At 67.4% G+C, this 18,077-nt stretch carries 13 protein-coding genes and 1 pseudogene; 6 read left to right on the plus strand and 8 right to left on the minus strand.

What is annotated here, in order from left to right; genetic code table 11:
- Window positions 1-13 precede the first annotated feature (13 nt).
- The 4 genes from G6O54_RS01470 to G6O54_RS01485 all read right to left on the minus strand — a co-directional run bounded on the left by G6O54_RS01470 (window position 14) and on the right by G6O54_RS01485 (window position 4,437).
- Window positions 14-238, minus strand: coding sequence for a hypothetical protein (locus G6O54_RS01470; RefSeq protein ID WP_165219448.1), 225 nt, complete (start codon window positions 236-238; stop codon window positions 14-16).
- A 76-nt stretch (window positions 239-314) separates the two neighbouring features.
- Window positions 315-2,039: a DNA repair helicase XPB gene (locus G6O54_RS01475; protein WP_165219450.1), complete on the minus strand. Its 1,725-nt coding sequence runs from the start codon at window positions 2,037-2,039 to the stop codon at window positions 315-317.
- A 662-nt stretch (window positions 2,040-2,701) separates the two neighbouring features.
- Entirely contained in the window at window positions 2,702-3,079 is a 378-nt protein-coding gene (locus G6O54_RS01480) for an iron-sulfur cluster assembly scaffold protein (RefSeq protein WP_165219452.1), read from the minus strand.
- A 38-nt stretch (window positions 3,080-3,117) separates the two neighbouring features.
- Entirely contained in the window at window positions 3,118-4,437 is a 1,320-nt protein-coding gene (locus G6O54_RS01485) for an aminotransferase class V-fold PLP-dependent enzyme (RefSeq protein WP_205678643.1), read from the minus strand.
- 363 nt (window positions 4,438-4,800) lie between these two features.
- On the opposite strand from G6O54_RS01485, the gene G6O54_RS01490 reads away from it, so the two are divergent.
- The 3 genes from G6O54_RS01490 to G6O54_RS01500 all read left to right on the plus strand — a co-directional run bounded on the left by G6O54_RS01490 (window position 4,801) and on the right by G6O54_RS01500 (window position 8,009).
- Window positions 4,801-5,556, plus strand: a complete 756-nt coding sequence (locus G6O54_RS01490; protein WP_165219454.1) for a TorD/DmsD family molecular chaperone — start codon at window positions 4,801-4,803, stop codon at window positions 5,554-5,556.
- 76 nt (window positions 5,557-5,632) lie between these two features.
- Entirely contained in the window at window positions 5,633-6,781 is a 1,149-nt protein-coding gene (locus G6O54_RS01495; RefSeq protein WP_165219456.1) for an acyl-CoA dehydrogenase family protein, read from the plus strand.
- A 58-nt stretch (window positions 6,782-6,839) separates the two neighbouring features.
- Window positions 6,840-8,009: a potassium channel family protein gene (locus G6O54_RS01500; protein ID WP_165219458.1), complete on the plus strand. Its 1,170-nt coding sequence runs from the start codon at window positions 6,840-6,842 to the stop codon at window positions 8,007-8,009.
- 78 nt (window positions 8,010-8,087) lie between these two features.
- Here the strand turns inward: G6O54_RS01500 and rpsI are convergent, their stop codons facing one another.
- Window positions 8,088-8,495, minus strand: coding sequence for a 30S ribosomal protein S9 (gene rpsI, locus G6O54_RS01505; protein WP_165219460.1), 408 nt, complete (start codon window positions 8,493-8,495; stop codon window positions 8,088-8,090).
- Window positions 8,496-8,819: 324 nt separating this feature from the next.
- A pseudogene (gene rplM / locus G6O54_RS01510) lies at window positions 8,820-9,242 on the minus strand (50S ribosomal protein L13); the annotation flags it as partial.
- A 215-nt stretch (window positions 9,243-9,457) separates the two neighbouring features.
- On the opposite strand from rplM, the gene G6O54_RS01515 reads away from it, so the two are divergent.
- On the plus strand, window positions 9,458-10,027 hold the full coding sequence (locus tag G6O54_RS01515; protein WP_165219464.1) for a DUF1697 domain-containing protein: 570 nt from the start codon (window positions 9,458-9,460) through the stop codon (window positions 10,025-10,027).
- Window position 10,028: 1 nt separating this feature from the next.
- On the opposite strand, the gene alaS is transcribed toward G6O54_RS01515, so the two are convergent.
- Both alaS and G6O54_RS01525 read right to left on the minus strand, forming a co-directional pair.
- Window positions 10,029-12,656 carry an alanine--tRNA ligase gene (alaS, locus tag G6O54_RS01520; protein ID WP_165219465.1) on the minus strand — a complete coding sequence of 876 codons (2,628 nt, stop codon included), beginning with the start codon at window positions 12,654-12,656 and terminating at the stop codon, window positions 10,029-10,031.
- A gap of 161 nt (window positions 12,657-12,817) precedes the next feature.
- Window positions 12,818-14,266 (minus strand): trypsin-like peptidase domain-containing protein, encoded by a 1,449-nt coding sequence (locus G6O54_RS01525; RefSeq protein ID WP_165219466.1) that lies wholly within the window; start codon window positions 14,264-14,266, stop codon window positions 12,818-12,820.
- A 625-nt stretch (window positions 14,267-14,891) separates the two neighbouring features.
- Between G6O54_RS01525 and G6O54_RS01530 the strand changes: the two genes are divergently transcribed.
- Together G6O54_RS01530 and G6O54_RS01535 are read left to right on the plus strand one after the other, a co-directional pair.
- The gene (locus G6O54_RS01530) at window positions 14,892-16,013 is read left to right on the plus strand and encodes a DUF1559 domain-containing protein (protein ID WP_250846665.1); all 1,122 of its coding nucleotides are present in this window, start codon (window positions 14,892-14,894) and stop codon (window positions 16,011-16,013) included.
- A gap of 297 nt (window positions 16,014-16,310) precedes the next feature.
- Complete coding sequence (locus G6O54_RS01535; protein ID WP_205678644.1) at window positions 16,311-17,966, plus strand: sulfatase; 1,656 nt, start codon at window positions 16,311-16,313, stop codon at window positions 17,964-17,966.
- The last annotated feature ends 111 nt before the right edge of the window (window positions 17,967-18,077 follow it).

Raw genomic sequence — 18,077 nt, forward strand, 5'->3', positions numbered from 1 at the left:
CGTCGCGGCACGCTCAGCGGACGACGCGAGGCGTGTGGCCCATCCGACGCAGCTCGTCGAGGGCGTCGTCGGCGTCGTCGGGCTTGACCAGCAGGAGCGTGTCGGTGAGTCGGGACAGGACCATCCGCGCCAGCGATTTCCGCGACATGAGCTCCTCGGCGATGATTGGGTCGTTGGTGCGGATCAGGGTCACGTTCCTGTGCAGCTTCACCGGCACGCGGGAGGAGGCACGACTCATGGCGGCCCTTCCGATCGCCGCCGCGAGGCGGCCGGGGATGAGGACGAGAGGGAGAGCGGGCGAGACACCGGGCGGCTCATCCGGCCTTCTCGGCGGACGCCGACGGCTTCGCCGGCATTAGGTCGGATTCATCGAGGATCTCATAGCTGTAACCCTGCTCGGTCAGGAAGAGCTGGCGATGGTGGGAGAAATCCATCTCGCGGGTATCTCGCGTCACCAGGGTGTAGAAGCAGGCTCCTTTCTCACCCTCCTTGGGCCGGAGGATCCGGCCCAGGCGCTGGGCCTCTTCCTGGCGGCTTCCGAAGGTGCCGGAGACCTGGATCATCACGTTGGCGTCGGGAAGGTCGATGGCGAAATTCCCGACCTTGGACAGGACCAGGCGGCGGAGGGCGCCGGTGCGGAAGCGGCCGTAAAGGTCCTCTCGCTCGGCGTTCGAGGTCGCCCCCGTGATCAGCGGCAGGCGGAACCGCTCGGCGATCCGCCGGAGCTGCTTGAGATACTGGCCGATGATCAGGACGCGGTCCTCCGGGCCGTCGTGGCGATCCAGGAGGAGCTCGACGAGGTCCTCCTTGACGGGATTCTCGCTCGCCAGCCGGAACTTGTCCCGCCACTCCGCGACGGCGTACTCCATCCGCGAGGCCGGAGGCAGGCCCATCCGGATCTCGTGGCACTGGGCCTCCGCGATCCAGCCCTTGGACTCGAGCACGCGCCAGGGGACGTCGTACTTCTTGGGGCCGATGAGGCTGAAGACGTCCTCCTCGCGGTGGTCCTCGCGGACGAGAGTCGCCGTCAGGCCGAGCCGCCGCCGCGCCTGGATGTCGGCCGTGATCCGGAAGACCGGGGCCGGCAGGAGGTGGACCTCGTCGTAGATGATCAGCCCCCAGTTCCGCTGGCCGAAGAGGCCGAAATGGGGGAAGTCGCCGTCCTTCTTGGGCCGGTAGGTGACGATCTGGTAGGTGGCCAGGGTGACCGGACCGATCTCCTTGGAGTCGCCCGTGTAGAGGGTGACCTTGTCCTCGGTGAGGTCGGTCTTGTCCAGGATCTCGCGCCGCCATTGCTCGACGGAGGTCGTGCTCGTGGTCAGGACGAGGGTCTCCGCCTTGACCGCCGCCAGCGCCGCCAGGCCGACGATGGTCTTGCCGGCTCCGCAGGGGAGGACGATGACGCCCGAGCCCCCTTTCACGTCGCCGCCGGCGTGGAAGGCCTCGACCGCGCCTCGCTGGTAGTCGCGGACGTGGAACGGATGGCCGGACTTGGCCGCGGCCCGCAGGTTGACCGGGAGGGCCGCGCCGGGGGTGTAGCCCGCGACGTCCTCCGCCGGGTAGCCGACCGCGATCAAGGCCTGCTTGAGCACCCCGCGGTGGGCGTCGTCGATCGCGAACGTGGTGGCGTCGATCCGCTCTCCCAGGTAGTCGCGGACCCCGCGCTGGCGGGACAGCTCCTCGAGCAGCGGCTGGTCATTGGTCACCAGCCGCAGCTTGCCGTCGTCGGCACGCTCGAGCCGGACCCGACCGTAGCGGCTGACCAGGTCCTTGAGGTCGGCCGAGAGGTTCGCCGGCAGCGGGAACTTGGAGTACGTCTCCAGCCCGGCGACCATCTCGTCCGCCGTCATCCCGGCCGCCGCCGCGTTCCAGAGCGAGAGCGGGGAGAGTCGGTACGTGTGGATGTGCTCGGGGCTCTTCTCGAGCTCGGCGAACGGCGCGATCGTGTCGCGGGCCTCGGCGTGCAGCGGATTGTCAACCTCCAGGAGGATCGTCTTGTCCCCCTGGACGATGAGCGGATTGGCGGGGTTGTACTGCATGGGCTCCTTGCCGGCTCTCGGGCGAAGCGGATCGACCGGGCTCGATCGCCCTCGTCGAGGATCGGGATCCCGGTCGGGATTTCGCGAACGCTCCATGTTAGACGCATGGCCGGTGAGGAGGCAAGCTCGGGTGCCCCCAGTCTCAAGGCGAACACCGGGCGGCCCGCCTCGCAACCGGGAGTTTGCTCAGCCGAACGACCGGTCGCCGATTCCCCGCCGACGGCGCTGCTAACCCCAACCGGCGAGGGCCATGGCGGCGAAGAGCGAGAGCGTGCCCGGTTCCGGAACGGGGGCGGGATCGGGAATCGGGCTGGTGCCCGTGTTCGTTCCGGATCCTCCGCTCGTTCCGGTTCCCGCGTTCGGCTCCGCCGTAGGCTGCAATGATCAGCTTGGGATCGAGAAAGTGGCCATCGATGATGGTCGTGTTGCCGGCGGCTTCGAGCGAATAACCCGTCGTGCCGCCGCCGCCGGTTCCGCCGACAAAGGTCCCATCCGTGATGTTGATCGTCGACAGGTAGGGAACTCCCTCAACCTGCCAGGCGGGTCCCTGGATACCGTTGCCGGCCCGTCCGGGGGAGAGGAGCCGTCAAGGTCGACGCCCGGCGTTCTTCCCACACATCGCTTCCCAGCCCCTTCTTCGCTCGCCCCTCGTCCCTCGCCCCTCACCCCTTGTTTTCAACCGCCTTCTGAATCGCCTTCCAGCCGAGCAGCCCGCACTTCATGCGGGTGGGGGATAGCGGCACGCCCAGGAGCTTCACCACGTCGGCGGGGGTGATGGCGCGGACCTCTTCGAGGGTGGCGCCCTCGCAGCGGTCGGCGAGCAGGGAGGTGGCGGCCTGGCTGATGACGCAGCCGGAACCCTCGAAGCGGACCTGGTCGACCCGGCCGTCGTCGGCGAGGCTCATCTCGATGTGGACCTTGTCGCCGCAGAGGGGATTGTCCATGTCGCAGCAGAGCTGGGGCGCATCGAGCCGGCCGCGGTGGGACGACCCGTAATAGTGGTCCAGGATCTCCTCGCGGTACAGGGGGTCGTCGTCCATCGAAAACTCCGTCGGGTCGATCATCGCGTCGGGTCGCGTCACTGGGCGGGGCTGGCCAGGCGGGCAGGCGAGGTCGCGGGGCGTGAGACGCGCCGGCGGAAGAGGGCCTGGATCGACTCCAGGGCCTCTCCCAGGCGGTCGATCTCCGCCATCGTATTGTAAAGGGAGAAGCTCGCCCGCGCGGAGGCCGGAATCTTCAGCCGCGTGTGCAGGGGCATCGTGCAGTGGTGCCCCGCCCGGATCGCGATCCCGTGGCGATCGAGCAACTGGGCGAGGTCGTGCGGGTGGGCCTCCTCCATCGTGAAGCTGGCGATCGGCCCCTTCTTCGAGAGGTCCTCCGGGCCGACGATCCGCAGCCCCGGGATCCGGCCGAGGACCGCGTGGGCGTGCTCCAGGAGCGCCCGCTCGTGGGCCGCGACCTGCTCCGCCGGGAAGGCCGCCAGGTATCGAAGCGCGGCACCCAGCGCGATGGCCTCGCCGATGGGGGGAGTGCCGGCCTCGAACTTCCAGGGGATTTCGTTCCATTCCGAGGAGTCTCGAGTCACCCGAACGACCATCGATCCGCCCGTCAGAAAAGGGGGCATCGCCTCGAGCAGCTCGCGCTTCGCGTAGAGGACGCCCACGCCGGTCGGGCCGAGGATCTTGTGCCCGGAGAAGGCCAGGAAGTCCGGGTCGAGCTTGCGGACGTCGATGTCACCGTGGGGCAGGCCCTGGGCCGCGTCGATCAGGACACGGATCCCCTTGCGGCGAGCCAGGTCCATGATGTCGGCCAGCGGCGGCAGCGTGCCGGTCACGTTGGACATGGCGGTGACCGCGATCAGCCGGACGCGATCGGTCAGCGCCGCCTCGATGGCGGACATCTCCAGCCGAGCGTCGTCGGTCAGCTCGGCGAACCGCAGGTCCAGGCCCTTCTCCTTCGCCACCACCTGCCAGGGGACGAGGTTGGAATGGTGCTCCAGCTCGCTGACGAGGATCGCGTCGCCGGGCTCGAGCATCGAGCGGGCCCAGCTCATCGCCACCGCGTTGATCGATTCCGTGGTTCCCCGCGTGAAAATCACCTGCGCGGAGTCCTCGACGCCGAGAAAGGACGCGACCGCCTCTCGGGCGTCCTCGAACGCCTCGGTGGCCCGTTCGCTGAGGACGTGCAGCCCGCGATGGACGTTCGCCGGATAGTCGGCCGTGTAGGCGTCCAGGGCCGCGACCACCGGGGACGGCTTCAGGCTCGTGGCCGCCGAGTCGAGATAGATGAGCGGTTTGCCGGGATGGACCTCCTGATGAAGGGGCGGGAAGTCGGCCCGGACGGCTTCCACCTCGAAGGGCCTGGGGCTCTTGCCCACGCCGCCGTGCTCGAAATTCAACGCAGTGTCTCCTCCAGGGGCCTGTTCGGTCTATGCCGCCATTCTACCCGAATCGTCCACGATCACGGCGGGCCTCGGCGTCATGTCGTTCCCCGGCCCGGGATTCCCCGATCGGTCCGGTGATTTCGGCGGAATTGGCTGTTTCGGACTCGATTTTCTGATATAACTGTTTTGTCGGAAACGACCAGATCGCCGTCGATCTTCACGTGAACCCCGCAGAGCTCGATTGAGATTAGTGACGGCTCGTCGCGAGGTCGTCGACTCGCTCCTCGATCTGGATAAGGTCCAACTGTGGAATGGTTGCATAGTTAAGAGCTATAGCTGGAGTTCAAGGCGATGTTAGGCGTCGAGGTCGGTCCCGTCGTGGCTTCGTCGGATGAGGCGAGAGAGAAGATCTATGGGATCCTGGAAGTCTCGCTGACGCATCCCGACGGTGGGTCCTGGGGGCAACTCGTCCTGCCGGATGCTCAGAGGCGGGCCATCGCCGCGTCGGACTGGATCCGAGGGCTCGCGATGAGCGGGTCCTACGAGCGGCATGAAGGAGAGGGGCCGGCGCGAGACCTGGACCTGCGGGCGCTGATGGTCGATCTCTGCCAGCCTCTGGGGCAGCTCAAGCTGAGTTATGAGCGGGTCATCTGCATGAAGAAGCCTCGGCCCGGGTGCTCGCCGTTTGCGCTCGATCATCGGAAGGGGATGACGGAGAAGCGGATCGAGAGGACGTTGGAGGAGCTCAAGGGGCTCTATCGCGACTTCGAGGATTTCGACGCGTCGGAGGGGAGGCGGCGGGCGGACCATGTCGCGTGCGAGATGGGCTTCATGCGATGCCTGATCGAGCGGGGGCGAATGGCGTCGGTGCTGAGGCCGATCGACGGTCATGCCGCGGAGGAGTCGGCGCGTTGTGGTCTTGCCCAGCGGGACTTCTTCGGCAATCATCTGACAGGCTGGCTGGTCGACTTCGCGGCCGGCCTTCAGAGGAACGCTCGCAGCGGGTACTTCGAGACGCTCGGCCGATTCCTGGCGGCGTGGGCCCCGTTCGAGCGGCATTATCTGGGGATCCCGGCGGAGGCCGGCGCGGTTGCCCCTCGCGGCAAGCGCCGGCGGGTCTCCCTGGCGTCCTGAGGGCCTCGGCCCGGCGTCCGGATGGAAGTAGGCCGGAGAGAGCCGGCGAGTCGAGCCCGACAAGGAGGTCGGTAGGATGGATTTCGGTCTCTCCGAATCGCAGCAGCGCTGGTACGACGATGCCGTCCGCTTCGGCCGCGAGGAGCTCAACGACCCCGACACGATCGCCCGCGAGCAGAGGGGCGAGTTCTGGCGCGAAGGGTACGAGCGCTGCGGACGGTTCGGGGTCCTTGGCCTGCCGGTGCCGACGGAATATGGCGGCAAGGGGACGGACATCCCGACGGCCGTCTCCGCGATGGAGGGCCTGGGCTACTCGTGCGTGGACACGGGCCTGATCTTCGCGCTCAATGCCTCGCTCTGGACGATCACGATGCCGATCCTCACGTTCGGCACCGACGCCCAGAAGGCCCGCTATCTGCCCCCGCTCTGCGACGGCCGGAGCTTCGGCGCCAATGGGGCGAGCGAGCCGGAGGCGGGCTCCGATATCTTCAGCATGACGACGAAGGCGGAGAAGAAGGGTGATCGCTGGCTCCTGAACGGCCGCAAGGTCTGGATCACGGGAGGGCCGATCGCCGACATCTTCCTGATCTTCGCGACCACCGATCCGACCAAGGGCGTGCTCGGGATCACGGGCTTCCTGATCGAGGCCGGGACGCCCGGCTTCCGGGTCGTCCGCGAGATCCCCAAGCTCGGGATGCGGAGCGCCCCCATGGGCGAGCTCGTCTTCGAGGACTGCGAGCTCCCCGCCGAGAGCCTGCTCGGCCGAGAGGGGCGCGGATCCCGGATCTTCAACGCCGCGCTCGAGTGGGAGCGGGGGGCGATCCTGGCGAGCGTCATCGGCACGATGCAGCGCCAGCTCGACCGCTGCATCAAGCGGGCGCGGGCGCGGAAGCAGTTCGGCCAGTCGATCGGCAAGTTCCAGTCGGTCAGCAACCGGATCGTGGACATGATGACCCGCCTGGAGACGGCCCGCTGGATGGTCCACCGGTACGCCTGGCTGAAGCAGCAGAACAGGGACGCATCGATCGCGTCGTCGATGGCGAAGCTCCACGTCTCGGAGTGTTTCGTCCAGAATAGCCTGGATGCCATCCGCCTCTTCGGGGCCTCCGGCTATACTGTGGAGGAGGGCCTGGAGCGCGACGTCCGCGACAGCGTGGGCGGCGTGCTCTTCTCCGGGACCAACGACATCCAGCGGAACATCATCGCCCAGCACCTGCGGCTCTGATCGCGGCCGCCCGGCCGATCGCGCCGTCGCGGCCCCCGGGAAAGGAAGAGCGGTGTGAATGAGCCCTGACGGAACAGCGCCCGCGGGCGGCCCGGCCGCGAAGGCCTGGCGGCAAGTGACGTCGCTCTGGCTCTGGCCCTGGCACTGGCCCGGCCGCGAGGCCCGCCGGTCGCTGCCGAGGCCCCGCCTGGCGGACATCCCCGCGCGCACCACGACCTCGTTCTGGAGGCGCGAGGCGGGGCGGCGAATCCTGCTGGGCTTCTCCATGGTCCTTGTGGTCATGTCATACGGCGTCACCGGCTACATGGCCATGGGCTGGACGTTCATGGACGCCTTCTATCAGGTGTTCATCACGATCTCGGCCGTCGGCCTGACCGAGGTCCATCCGCTCGATTCGACGATCCTGCGCCTTCATACCATGGCGACGATCGCCATGGGCCTGTTCGCGGTCGGCTACACCGTCGGCGGTTTCATCTCGCTGCTCACCGAGGGGGAGTTCCAGAAGTACCTGGGACAGCAACGCATCATGAAGGCCATCGCCAACCTCAAGGGACATACGATCGTCGCCGGCTACGGCCGCGTGGGGGCGATGGTCTGCGAGGGGCTCGTCGGCGCGGAGATGCCGTTCGTCGTGATCGAGCAGGACCCGGCCCGCGCCGCGGAGATCCAGGCCCGCGGCTTCTCCTACCTGATCGGCGACGCCACCGATGAGGGGAGCCTCCGCGACGCCGGCGTCGGCCGGGCGGCGGTGCTCGTCACGACCATGCCCAACGACGCGGCCAACGTCTTCATCACGCTGACGGCCCGCCAGCTCTGCCCGGCCATCGACATCATCGCCCGGGCCGAGCAGCCCAGCACCCAGAAGAAGCTCCGCCAGGCGGGGGCCAATCACGTGATCATGCCGGCGATGATCGGCGCGACCCGGATCGTCTCGCTGCTCACCAACCCCACGGCCGTGGAGTTCGTGGAACTCGTCACCCAGCGGTCGAGCCTGCACATCGAGATGGACGACATCCCGATCAAGGCCGACAGCCCACTCGCCGGCCGGACGCTCCGGGATTCCGACATTGGCCGCCTCACGGGCGTCATCGTCATCGCCGTCAAGGGGAAGGACGGCACGGTCGTCTTCCCGCCCGCCGGTGAGGAAGTGATCGATGCCGGCGACAGCCTTGTCATCCTTGGCAGGCAGTCGAACCTGGACCAGTTCCGGAGGAAGTTCATGGTGTGAGGCGCAAGCGAAGAGGGGCGGAACCATCCGCCCCTCTTGTCGGCCTCGATCAGGCTGGCGATCAGGATCTCGGAGCGATCACCGCTTGGAGAACTGGAAGCTCTTGCGGGCCTTCTTGTGGCCGTACTTCTTACGCTCGACCATTCGGGCGTCGCGGGTGAGGTAATTGCCGTCGCGGAGGGCGTCCATCAGGTCGGGACGGAACTCCTTGAGGGCGCGGGCGAGGCCCTGCATCACGGCGCCGGACTGGCTGGGCTTGCTGCTGCCGGTGACCTTGACGATGACGTCGACGCGGTCCGCCATCTCCGTGGCCTTGAGCGGGGCACGGATGTCGGTCTGCTGGACCTCAAGGGGGAAGTAGGTGTTGGCATCCTGGCCGTTCACCTGGAACTGGCCGGTGCCCTCGCAAATGCGAACCCGGGCGACCGCCGTCTTCCGCCGGCCGGTGCCCCAGATGAAGGTCTTCTTCTCGGTCGCGACTGCCATGGTCCGTGGGTCTCGAATTTCAGGGGGAGCCGGTGTGTCGTATCATCCTGTGTCTTGATTCGTTCCGCGCGGCGGATGCGCGGCGAGGGCCGCGAGATCGGCCGTTCAGCCCTCGTGAGAGGGGGCCGCGGATTCGTCCGAGGCCGGGGCCTCGAGCTGAGGCTCGGCCGCGGGGGCCTCGAGCTGGGGCTCGGGCTCATGCGCGACGGAGGGAGCGACCGAAGCCTCGGTCTTCGACTCCGCCTTCTTCGCCTTCCGCGAACCGGGCTCCGCAACCGGCGGGGCGAACAGGGCACCCGTGGAGGCGGGACGGCCCGTCAGGGGTTCCAGCGGGATCGGCTGCTGGGCCTGGTGGGTGTGGTCGGACCCGACCACAAGCTTCAGCTTGGCCATCATGTGGCGGCCGAGCTTGTTCTTGGGCATCATCCGCTGGATGGCCAGCTCGAGGATCCGCTCGGGCCGACGCTTCAGGAGCTTCCAAGCGGCCTCTTCACGCTGCCCGCCCGGGTATCCAGAATAGCGCTGGTAGGTCTTCTCGGTCCACTTGTTGCCGGAGAAGACGACCTTTTCCACGTTCGTGACGATGACGTAATCGCCCGTGTCGATGTGGGGGGTGTAGGTGGGCCGGTGCTTCCCCATCAAAATGGGGGCGATCTGGGCGGCGAGACGACCGACGACCTGGTTGGACGCGTCGATCACGAACCACTGCCGGGCCAGCTCACCGGTCTTGGCTTGGAAACAGTTCATTGGAGAAGTACGCCTGACTCTTGGTTACGGAACCACTTGCATCGCCGTCGCGGTGGAAAAGTACCATCCTAACGTGCCGGCCGCCGCCGTCAAGGGCGATACGACCGGCCGGGCCCATGAAATGACGGCGACGATCGGTCCTCTCGCCCGGGATCGATGGGGTACAATCGATCACGTCGTGGGCAAGGGTGATCCTGATCCGGGGAGACTCTCTCATGGGCGGTTCGATGGCGAGGTTGCGGTATGTTGGCCTGCTGCGGGGCGTGAACCTGGGGAAACGCCAGATGAGGATGGAGCGTCTCCGAGAGGTCGTCGCGGGGCTTGGATATACCGGGGTCACGACTTACATCGCCAGCGGGAATGTCCTCCTGGATGCCCCCGCCCGGGAAGACCCGGCGGGCCTGGAGCGGCGGATTGAGTCGGCTCTGCAAGAGGCGTTCGGCTTCCCGGTCGACACGATGCTTCGGACCTGCGAGCAGATGGCCGCGGCGGTTGCCTTTCAACCATTCGACGCGGCCGACATGGACGATCCCGAGAAGACCATTCATGTCGGGTTCCTGAGGACGGAGCTCGATCCGGTGGTTGAGGGACGGCTGCTCGCGTTTCGCACCGAAAAGGATGAGTTCCGGGTGCTGGGACGAGAGTTCTTCTGGCTCTGTCGCGGCAGGACCCTGGATTCCCTGGTCAAGTGGCCGAAGATCGAGAAGGCGGTCGGGATGGCCTCCACGATGCGGAACATCAAGACCGTGAGGAAGCTGGCGGAGCTGTGTGCCACGGGGCCGTAGTCTACGCGCCCAGGCTCGCCTCGATGGCCCGGAGGGCGGCCTCGATGGCGTCGGGGATCTTCGCGGGGTCCTTGCCGCCGGCCTGGGCCAGGTCCGGGCGGCCGCCCCCCCCGCCGCCGACGACCGGAGCGACCTGCTTCAGCCAGTTGCCGGCGTGGAGGCCCTTCTCGACGAGGTCCTTCGACAGCCCGGCGACGAGGTTCACCTTCCCCTCGGCCTCGGCGAGCAGGAGCACGGCCAGGCCGTCCTTCACCTTGCGGCGGAGGCCGTCGATCAGGACCCGCATCTCGTCGGGGGACACGCCGGAGACGGAGCGGACGACGACCGTGGCGGACCCCAGCGGCCGGGCCTGGGCCACGAGCTCGTCCACGGAGACCTTCTCCGCCGACGGCTCGGCCTTGCGCTGGGAAGCCTGCTTCTTGAGGGTCTTGATCTCCTCGAGGAGAGCCGCGATCCGGACGCCGACCTGGGCCTGGGGGACCCGCAGCGCCGCGGCGGCCTGGGCGAGCACATCCTCCTCCTGGTTGACGTAGTCGAGGGCCGCCTGGCCGGTCAGGGCGGTGATCCGGCGGGTGCCGGCGGCGACGGACTCCTCGCCGAGGATCTTGAAGAGGCCCACCTGGCCGACGTTGTCGAGGTGGGTGCCGCCGCAGAGCTCTCTCGAGAAGTCTCCCATCTGGACGACGCGGACGACGTCCGGGTATTTCTCGCCGAAGAGGGCCATGGCGCCCAGGGACTTCGCCTCGGCGATCGGCATCCGCGTCCAGTTCACGGCCGAGCCGGTCATGACCAGTCGGTTCACCGTGGTCTCGATCTTCTCCAGCCGCTCCGCCCCGACGGCGTCCGGATTGCCGAAGTCGAACCGGAGCCGGTCCGGCTCCACCTTGCTGCCGGCCTGCTGGGCGTGCTTGCCGAGGTGCTCGTGGAGCGCCCGGTGCAGCAGGTGCGTCGCCGAGTGGGCCCGGCGGATCGCCTGCCGGCGGGCCGCATCCACGGCCGCCGTCGCCGTCGCGTTGAGGGCGATCTCCCCCTTCGCGACCCGTCCGACATGGAGGATGAAGTCGCGATCCTTCTTCGTATCCTCGACCGTAAACTCGAACCCGGCGCCCCGGATCACGCCCGTGTCGCCGACCTGGCCGCCGGACTCGGCGTAGAAGGGGCTGCGATCGAGGATCAGGGCGATCGGCGGCCCGCCCGGCGTCGCGCGGGCCGATTGCGCCAGGGCATTCTGCTCGAGGATGCCGATGACCTTCCCCTCGGCCTCGGTCGTCTCGTAGCCGAGAAACTCCGAGCCGCCGTGATAGGCTTCCTTGAGGGTGTCGAGCGGGCTGAGGGCGAAGACGTCGGCGGCCTCCGTGGTCCCGCGGGAGATCTTCGCGAAGTCATCCTGGGACTTCCGGAACCCGTCCATGTCCACGCGGAGGTTCTGGTCGGTCGCCAGGCTCTCGGTGACCTCCACGGGGATGCCGTAGGTCGAGTGGAGGTCGAAGGCATCGGCTCCGGAGATCACGTCGGAGCCGGCGGCCTTGGTCCGGCGGAAGGTCTCGCCCAGGCGGCCGATGCCGTTCTCCAGGTTGCGGAGGAATCGCTCCTCTTCCTCGCGGATCACATTCTGGATGCGGGGGACGCTGTCCCTCAGCTCGGGATAGCCGGCGTGCATGGCCTCGGCGATCACGGGCGGGAGCTTGTGGAGGAACGGCTCGCGCTGGCCCATCTGGTAGGCGTCGAGCACGGCCCGGCGGAGGAGGCGGCGGATGACGTAGCCCTGCTTCTCAGGGCCCGGCTGGACGTTCTCGTGGATGCAGAACGTGAGGGCCCTGGCGTGGTCGGCGGCCCGGCGGATCCGGACGCCGTCGAGCGAGTCCTTGACCTTGGGGTAGTCGATCCCGAGGGCATCGGCCGCGGTCGCGACCATCGGCTTGAAGATGTCGATCTCGAAGTTCGACGACACCCCCTGGAGCGCGGCGGCTGCGCGTTCGAGGCCCATGCCGGTGTCGATGTTCTTCTGCGGGAGCGGCTCGAGCTGGCCGGGGCCCACGCGGTTGAACTGGGTGAAGACCAGGTTCCAGATCTCGACTTCCTCGATGCCGTCGCCGTGGTAGAAGATCTCCGAGCAAGGGCCGCAGACGCCGTTGGGTCCGTGGGTCGGGGCGCCGGCCGGCCAGAAGTTGTCGTCCTCGCCCATCCTCTTGATCCGGTCGGCCGGGACGCCGACCTCTTTATGCCAGATGTCGAACGCCTCGTCGTCGTCCAGGTAGACGGTGAACGTCAGCCGCTCGCGGGGGATGGACAGCGTCTTCGTGAGGAACTCCCAGGCCCAGTGGATGGCGTCGCGCTTGAAGTAGTCGCCGAAGCTGAAGTTGCCCAGCATCTCGAAGAAGGTCATGTGCCGGGGGGTCTTGCCGACGTTCTCGATGTCCCCGGTCCGGATGCACTTCTGGCAGGTGGTGGCCTTCTTGAACGAGGGGTCGCCCAGGCCCATGAACTCGCGCTTGAACTGGTTCATCCCGGCCGGCGTGAACAGGACCGTGGGGTCGTCCCGCGGCACGAGGACGTCGCTGGGGCGGCGGACGCAGCCCTTGGAGGCGAAGAAGTCGAGATAGGCTTCGCGGAGTTCGTCGGTTTTCATGGAAACAGCGGCACCAATCGTCGGGTTTACGCGAGTAACGGCGAGGCTCGAGGGCGCGCACAGGGACTCTCGGAGGACGGAACGCCTCGCCGACCATTGTCACGGAGGGTCCACGGTCCGACAAGGTCCGTCCCGGCCTGCCCGACCGATTCCGGCCCTGATCATTCGGGCACTCGGACCGGACCGGCCTCGGTGACCAGGGTGACATCCCCCTTGAGGTTGGCGACGGCCCGGTCGAACTGAGCGGGGGTCGTGACCGGGGTCTCGTTCACGAGGCGGATGACCTGCTGCTTCTTGAGCCCGGCGCGGGAGGCCGGCGAACCATCTTCGATCTCGGCGACGACGACGCCGGTGACGGGGGGTTCGGCGAACGGGAGCCGGTTGACCAGGACGGTGCTCTGGAAGTCGACCCGGAGGCCTCGCCAGGCGGGCGGGCGGGTCGTCGCGATGGCCTCCGGATCGATGGGGAACTTGGCCAGGACGATCGTCTTCACGAGCTCCGCGTCATTGCGGCGGATCTTGAGGCGGACCGAGTCCCCCGGGCCCCGGGCGTTGATGGCCAGGATCAGGTCGTCGAAGTCATGGATCGGCTCGTCATCCACGGCGAGGATCTCGTCGTTCGCCTGGAGGTCACCCTGGCCGGCGGGGGAATTGGGCGAGACCCGCTCCACCCGATTGGTCAGGTTCGGCGGCGGGATGATCCCGAGCAGCCCATATTCGATCTCCCGGCCCTGCTTGAGGATCTCCACGGCGTGACGGCCCACGCGGTCCATGGGCATCGCGTAGCCCGCCATGTTGTCGAAGCCGGCCGGGCTGGCGGCCATGGTTGTCAGCCCCACGAGCTCCCCTTTGAGGTTGACCACGGCGCCGCCGCTCATGCCCAGGTTCAGTTTGCTGTCGAGCTGGAGCAGCATCGGGGAATTGAGCAAGCTGGATCGCTTCGGCGTGTTGGAGAGGTCATCCACGTCACGATCGAGCTGCCTCGCGACGTTGGACAGGATTCCGACGCTCGCCGAGGGCTTCCCGTCCCTGCGGGCCGCGTTGAATGAGTTCCCCAGGGAGACCAGGAAGCATCCCTTGCGGAGCTTCGCGGCGTCTCCCAGTCGAATCGGCTGGAGCTGGGGGGGCGGGATTCCCGGGATGTTCATGGGGGCGATGACCGCCAGGTCGCTGCGCGGATCCGCGGCGATGATCTCCGCGTCGAACTGTTGCCGTCCGGCCGCGCGGACGAGGAGCCGACCCGCCCCGCGGACGACGTGGTAGGCGGTAAGGATCTGCCCCTTGTCCCCGACCACGACGCCCGACCCGAAGTCGAACGAAATCAGCTCTCCCTGGCCCAGGTCGAGCGGGCTCCGCCGCCGGAGGAGTGTCGGGTTCTCCCGATTGAAAGAGCGGGGCCGGCCGCGGATCGCGAGGTCCTCCGGCCGCTCCGCCTTCTCGCGTGAGATCGCCACGACGGACGGCTCTGCCCTGGCGATAGCATCGACGACCGCGTTCTCCAGCGCGCTGACCGGGTCGACAGCCGCTGGCGCTGCCCCGGGCGGATCGTCGGCGGCGACGTCGGAGCCGGCGAGCATTGTGCAGCAGGCCAGGGCGAGCAGCAGCGTCATCGGTGGGTCCTCGGGCTCTCGGGCGGGTCGATTCGCCTCGCCCTTCATCATTTCCGGGCCGACGGCCCGGGGCAACCCGAATCGGTCGAGTGGGCCGGCCCGATGGCCAGAGAGAGACGGTCCTTGGGATCCAGTGATCCTGGTCGTCACGCGGCGAGCGAGAGATCGAACGCGTTGGTTGATGCAATTCCTGATCCGCCCTGAATTTGTGCCTTGTCTGGGGCGGTTCGGAGGAAGGGGCCGGCGGTCGAGAACGAGGAGTGCGGGGTGTCGGGGGGCATGAACACGGCACCCTCAGGGCTTTCCCTCGCCCGGCCTCCATCTCGGCTCGATTCGTCCGCTGATTCAGCCCGTCTGAATATGGCGGTCGTCATGCCGCTTGTAACTGGCCATGTGATCACAATCGGAGAAATTCCTTGTAATCCTATGGGTAAAGTGGGTATTGGCATTGACGGGCGAATTCGACATCGGCAAGAATGGCCCTCCGTAGAGGAGAAGCTTGTATAGCTTCTGTGATGTTGATATCTCTATTTCGCATGGGATGTCTCATGCGCAAACCAAAAGATGTGTAGGAGTCCTCCGTATGCGCTTATTGCGTCGTTTCCTCGGTGGGGGCCGGATCGAATTGGGCCGCCAACCTCTCCGCCGTCGCGCGGGGTTCACGCTGATCGAGCTCCTGGTGGTCATCGCCATCATCGCGGTCCTGATCGGGCTCTTGCTGCCGGCGGTGCAGTCGGCGCGCGAGGCCGCACGGCGGATCCACTGCGTGAATAATCTGAAGCAGCTCGGGCTCGCGCTGCACAACTACCACTCCGCGATCGGCTCGTTCCCCATCGCCCAGTCCTGGGCGAAGACCACGCCGGGTGCCAGCTACGGGGGCAACCCTTGGAGTGCGCACGCGCAGGTGCTCAGCTACCTGGAGCAGTCGACGATCTACAACGCGGTCAATTTCAGCTTCGCTCCGGCCCAGGCGCTGAATCAGGCCTACTACACCAACTCGACGGTACTTTACGCGCCCTTGAACGTGTTTATTTGCCCATCGGACGGCATCTCTCCGACGACCCTGTCCGAGCTGAGGATGGACTTCAACTGCAACTACTCGGGCAGCACGGGTACGACCGTCGAAGCCATCGGGAATCACTTCCTGACCGTGTCGATCCAGGATTCGACGGGGATCTTCGGCTTCGACAACCCGATCCTCCACGGCTCCCGGGTCTACAACGTGGCGAGCGTGACCGACGGCACATCGAATACCATCGCCTACTCCGAGCACCTGGTGGGGACCGGGCCGACCATCACCGACACTCGCCGCGCGAGCTGGGGAGGGGTGCCCGAGGTCACCGCCGTGGTCTCGCTCGACGCCAGGTCCCAATACCCGCAGGTCTCACAGGCCCTCGCGGCGTGCGCCGCCTATGCCCGGGCCAATGCAAGGACGACCGATACGACGGTGGGGGCCAGCTACAGCGGAGCGACCTGGATGGCCGGCTACCTGGGCACATCGCTCTTCAACACGATCACGCCGCCCAATAGCACGCAATACGCCTTCAATTCTTGCCAGGGCGATCCCTTGGTGACGGTGTGGGGGCTCTCGGGGTTCGTCAACTCGACCAGTAACCATCCGGCGGGAGCCAACTTCACCTTCGCCGACGGCAGCGTCCGCTTCATCAAGAGCACCATCGACCTTCGGACCTACTGGGCGCTCGGCACCAGGGCAGGGGGCGAGGTCATCAGCTCCGATGCCTACTGAAAGCCGCTTCAAGGGCAGGAGAGGAGGACAGCCCCGCCGGCCTTTGTTGTCAATACGCTCGATGTGCACCGGCCACGAGAGGAATCCCGGCCGATGAGTGCCTTCTCGTGAAACACCCGGTCCGGAATTCGGCCGCTCATGCCACCCTCGGGTGGCATTGACCCCGCGAGCTGACGGGCTCGCGTGGGATGGCCTCCGGCTGCCTCATCCGGGGCGAGGGCCGGCCGAGCATGGCCGGCGTCGGCTGTCCCGGATCGGGGTCGTATTTCCCGCCGAATGCCCCAGGAGTCTCCCTCAATGCGAAGTTGCTGGCCCATCCTCTTCCTGACATGCCTCACGACCGGACCGCTGTTCGCCGCGGAGCAGCGGCCGAACGTCCTGTTCATCGTCTCCGACGACCTCAACAACCTCCTCGGCACGTACGGCGACCCGCTCGCGAAGACGCCGAACCTCGACAAGCTTGCGTCCCGTGGCGTGCGGTTCGACCGCGCCTACTGCTCGTTCCCCCTGTGCGGGCCGAGCCGGAATTCGTTCCTCACGGGGCTCTACCCCAACAGCACGGGCATCCTGTCCAACGGGCAGGTCTTCCGGCAGACGATCCCCTCGCATCGAAGCTTGCCCCAGGCGTTCCGCAATGCGGGGTATTTCGCCGGGCGGATCGGCAAGCTCTACCACTACAACGTGCCGACGTCGGTCGGCACGAACGGCCACGATGACCCGGGGAGCTGGGAGCTGGAGCTCAATCCGGCGGGCGTCGACCGACTGGTGGAAGAACCGCAGATCTTCTCCGTGACGCCCGGCCAGTTCGGGGCGTCGCTCAGTTGGTACGCCTCGCCGAAGGGGGACCGTGACCACACCGACGGCCTCATGGCCGACGACGCCGAATGGGTCCTCGAACGCTTCGCCAGGAGGAAGGATCGTCCGTTCTTCCTCGCCGTGGGCTTCTTCCGACCGCATACGCCCTATGTCGCGCCCAAGCCGTACTTCGACCTCCATCCCGAGTCGACGATGCCCGTCATCCAGGGCGTGGAGGAGGACCTGGTCGACATCCCCATCCCCGCTCGTCCCGTCGCCAGGCGGGATAACCGTGTCCTCGACGACGCGAAGCGGCGCCAGGCACGTCAGGCCTACAATGCCAGTATCAGTTTCATGGACGCCCAGGTCGGTCGCGTGGTCGACGCGCTGGACCGACTCGGGCTGTCCGAGAACACGATCATCGTGTTCATCAGCGACCACGGCTATCACGTCGGCGAGCACGGGCTCTGGCAGAAAATGAGCCTCTTCGAGGAGAGTGCCCGCGTGCCGCTCCTGATTGTCGCGCCGGGATTGCCGACCAAGGGCCGGGTGGCCAAGACCCCGGTCTCCCTGGTCGACCTTTATCCGACCCTCGCCGAGCTGAGTGGCGTTGAACGTCCCACCAACCTTCAGGGCCAGAGCCTCGTGCCGATTCTCAAGGACCCCGACGCCGTGGGCCGCGGCTGGGCGATCACGCAGGTCACGCGCGGCGGGGCCGGGTTCGGCCCGCGACCGGGCGGGGGCCAGGGCACCGGCGGAGGCGCGGGCGGGGGCCAGGGCACCGGCGGAGGCGCGGGCGGAGGCCAGGGCACCGGAAGAGGCGCGGGCGGAGGCCAGGGCACCGGGGGAGGCGCGGCTGGGGGCCAGGGAGCCGCCGGAGGCACGGCCCCAACCCCCCGCTTCTTCGGTTACAGCATCCGGACGCCCCGCTGGCGCTACACCGAATGGGACGAGGGGCGCAAGGGCCGCGAGTTGTACGACCACGACGTCGATCCACGCGAGCTGACGAATCTCGCCGAGAAGTCGGAGCACGCGAGTACGGTCGAGGCGCTCTCGCAGCAGCTTCACGCCGCCGTGAAGACGACGTTCCCCCCGGACGGCCACACGCCCGAAATTCGGCCCGGTCCCTTGTGGTCGCCGAACCTGACGAATCCCTGAACCGGCCTGCGGGAGGAGGAGCGAGCCGCCCGAGTTGAGATGTCGAGGTCCCCGGGGGATCGGAGAAGTCCCCCGGGGCTTCCGCGCGGACGGATAGCGGGGCATCCCAGG

It is taken from the genome of Aquisphaera insulae (assembly GCF_011064615.1).
GTDB classification, from domain to species: Bacteria; Planctomycetota; Planctomycetia; order Isosphaerales; family Isosphaeraceae; genus Aquisphaera; species Aquisphaera insulae.

Coding starts and splice junctions, on each gene's coding strand:
- G6O54_RS01470 (WP_165219448.1), bottom strand. CDS start 238: ATGAGTCGTGCCTCCTCCCGCGTGCCGGTGAAGCTGCACAGGAACGTG.
- G6O54_RS01475 (WP_165219450.1), bottom strand. CDS start 2,039: ATGCAGTACAACCCCGCCAATCCGCTCATCGTCCAGGGGGACAAGACG.
- G6O54_RS01480 (WP_165219452.1), bottom strand. CDS start 3,079: ATGGACGACGACCCCCTGTACCGCGAGGAGATCCTGGACCACTATTAC.
- G6O54_RS01495 (WP_165219456.1), top strand. CDS start 5,633: ATGGATTTCGGTCTCTCCGAATCGCAGCAGCGCTGGTACGACGATGCC.
- G6O54_RS01500 (WP_165219458.1), top strand. CDS start 6,840: ATGAGCCCTGACGGAACAGCGCCCGCGGGCGGCCCGGCCGCGAAGGCC.
- rpsI (WP_165219460.1), bottom strand. CDS start 8,495: ATGGCAGTCGCGACCGAGAAGAAGACCTTCATCTGGGGCACCGGCCGG.
- G6O54_RS01515 (WP_165219464.1), top strand. CDS start 9,458: ATGGGCGGTTCGATGGCGAGGTTGCGGTATGTTGGCCTGCTGCGGGGC.
- alaS (WP_165219465.1), bottom strand. CDS start 12,656: ATGAAAACCGACGAACTCCGCGAAGCCTATCTCGACTTCTTCGCCTCC.
- G6O54_RS01525 (WP_165219466.1), bottom strand. CDS start 14,266: ATGACGCTGCTGCTCGCCCTGGCCTGCTGCACAATGCTCGCCGGCTCC.
- G6O54_RS01535 (WP_205678644.1), top strand. CDS start 16,311: ATGCGAAGTTGCTGGCCCATCCTCTTCCTGACATGCCTCACGACCGGA.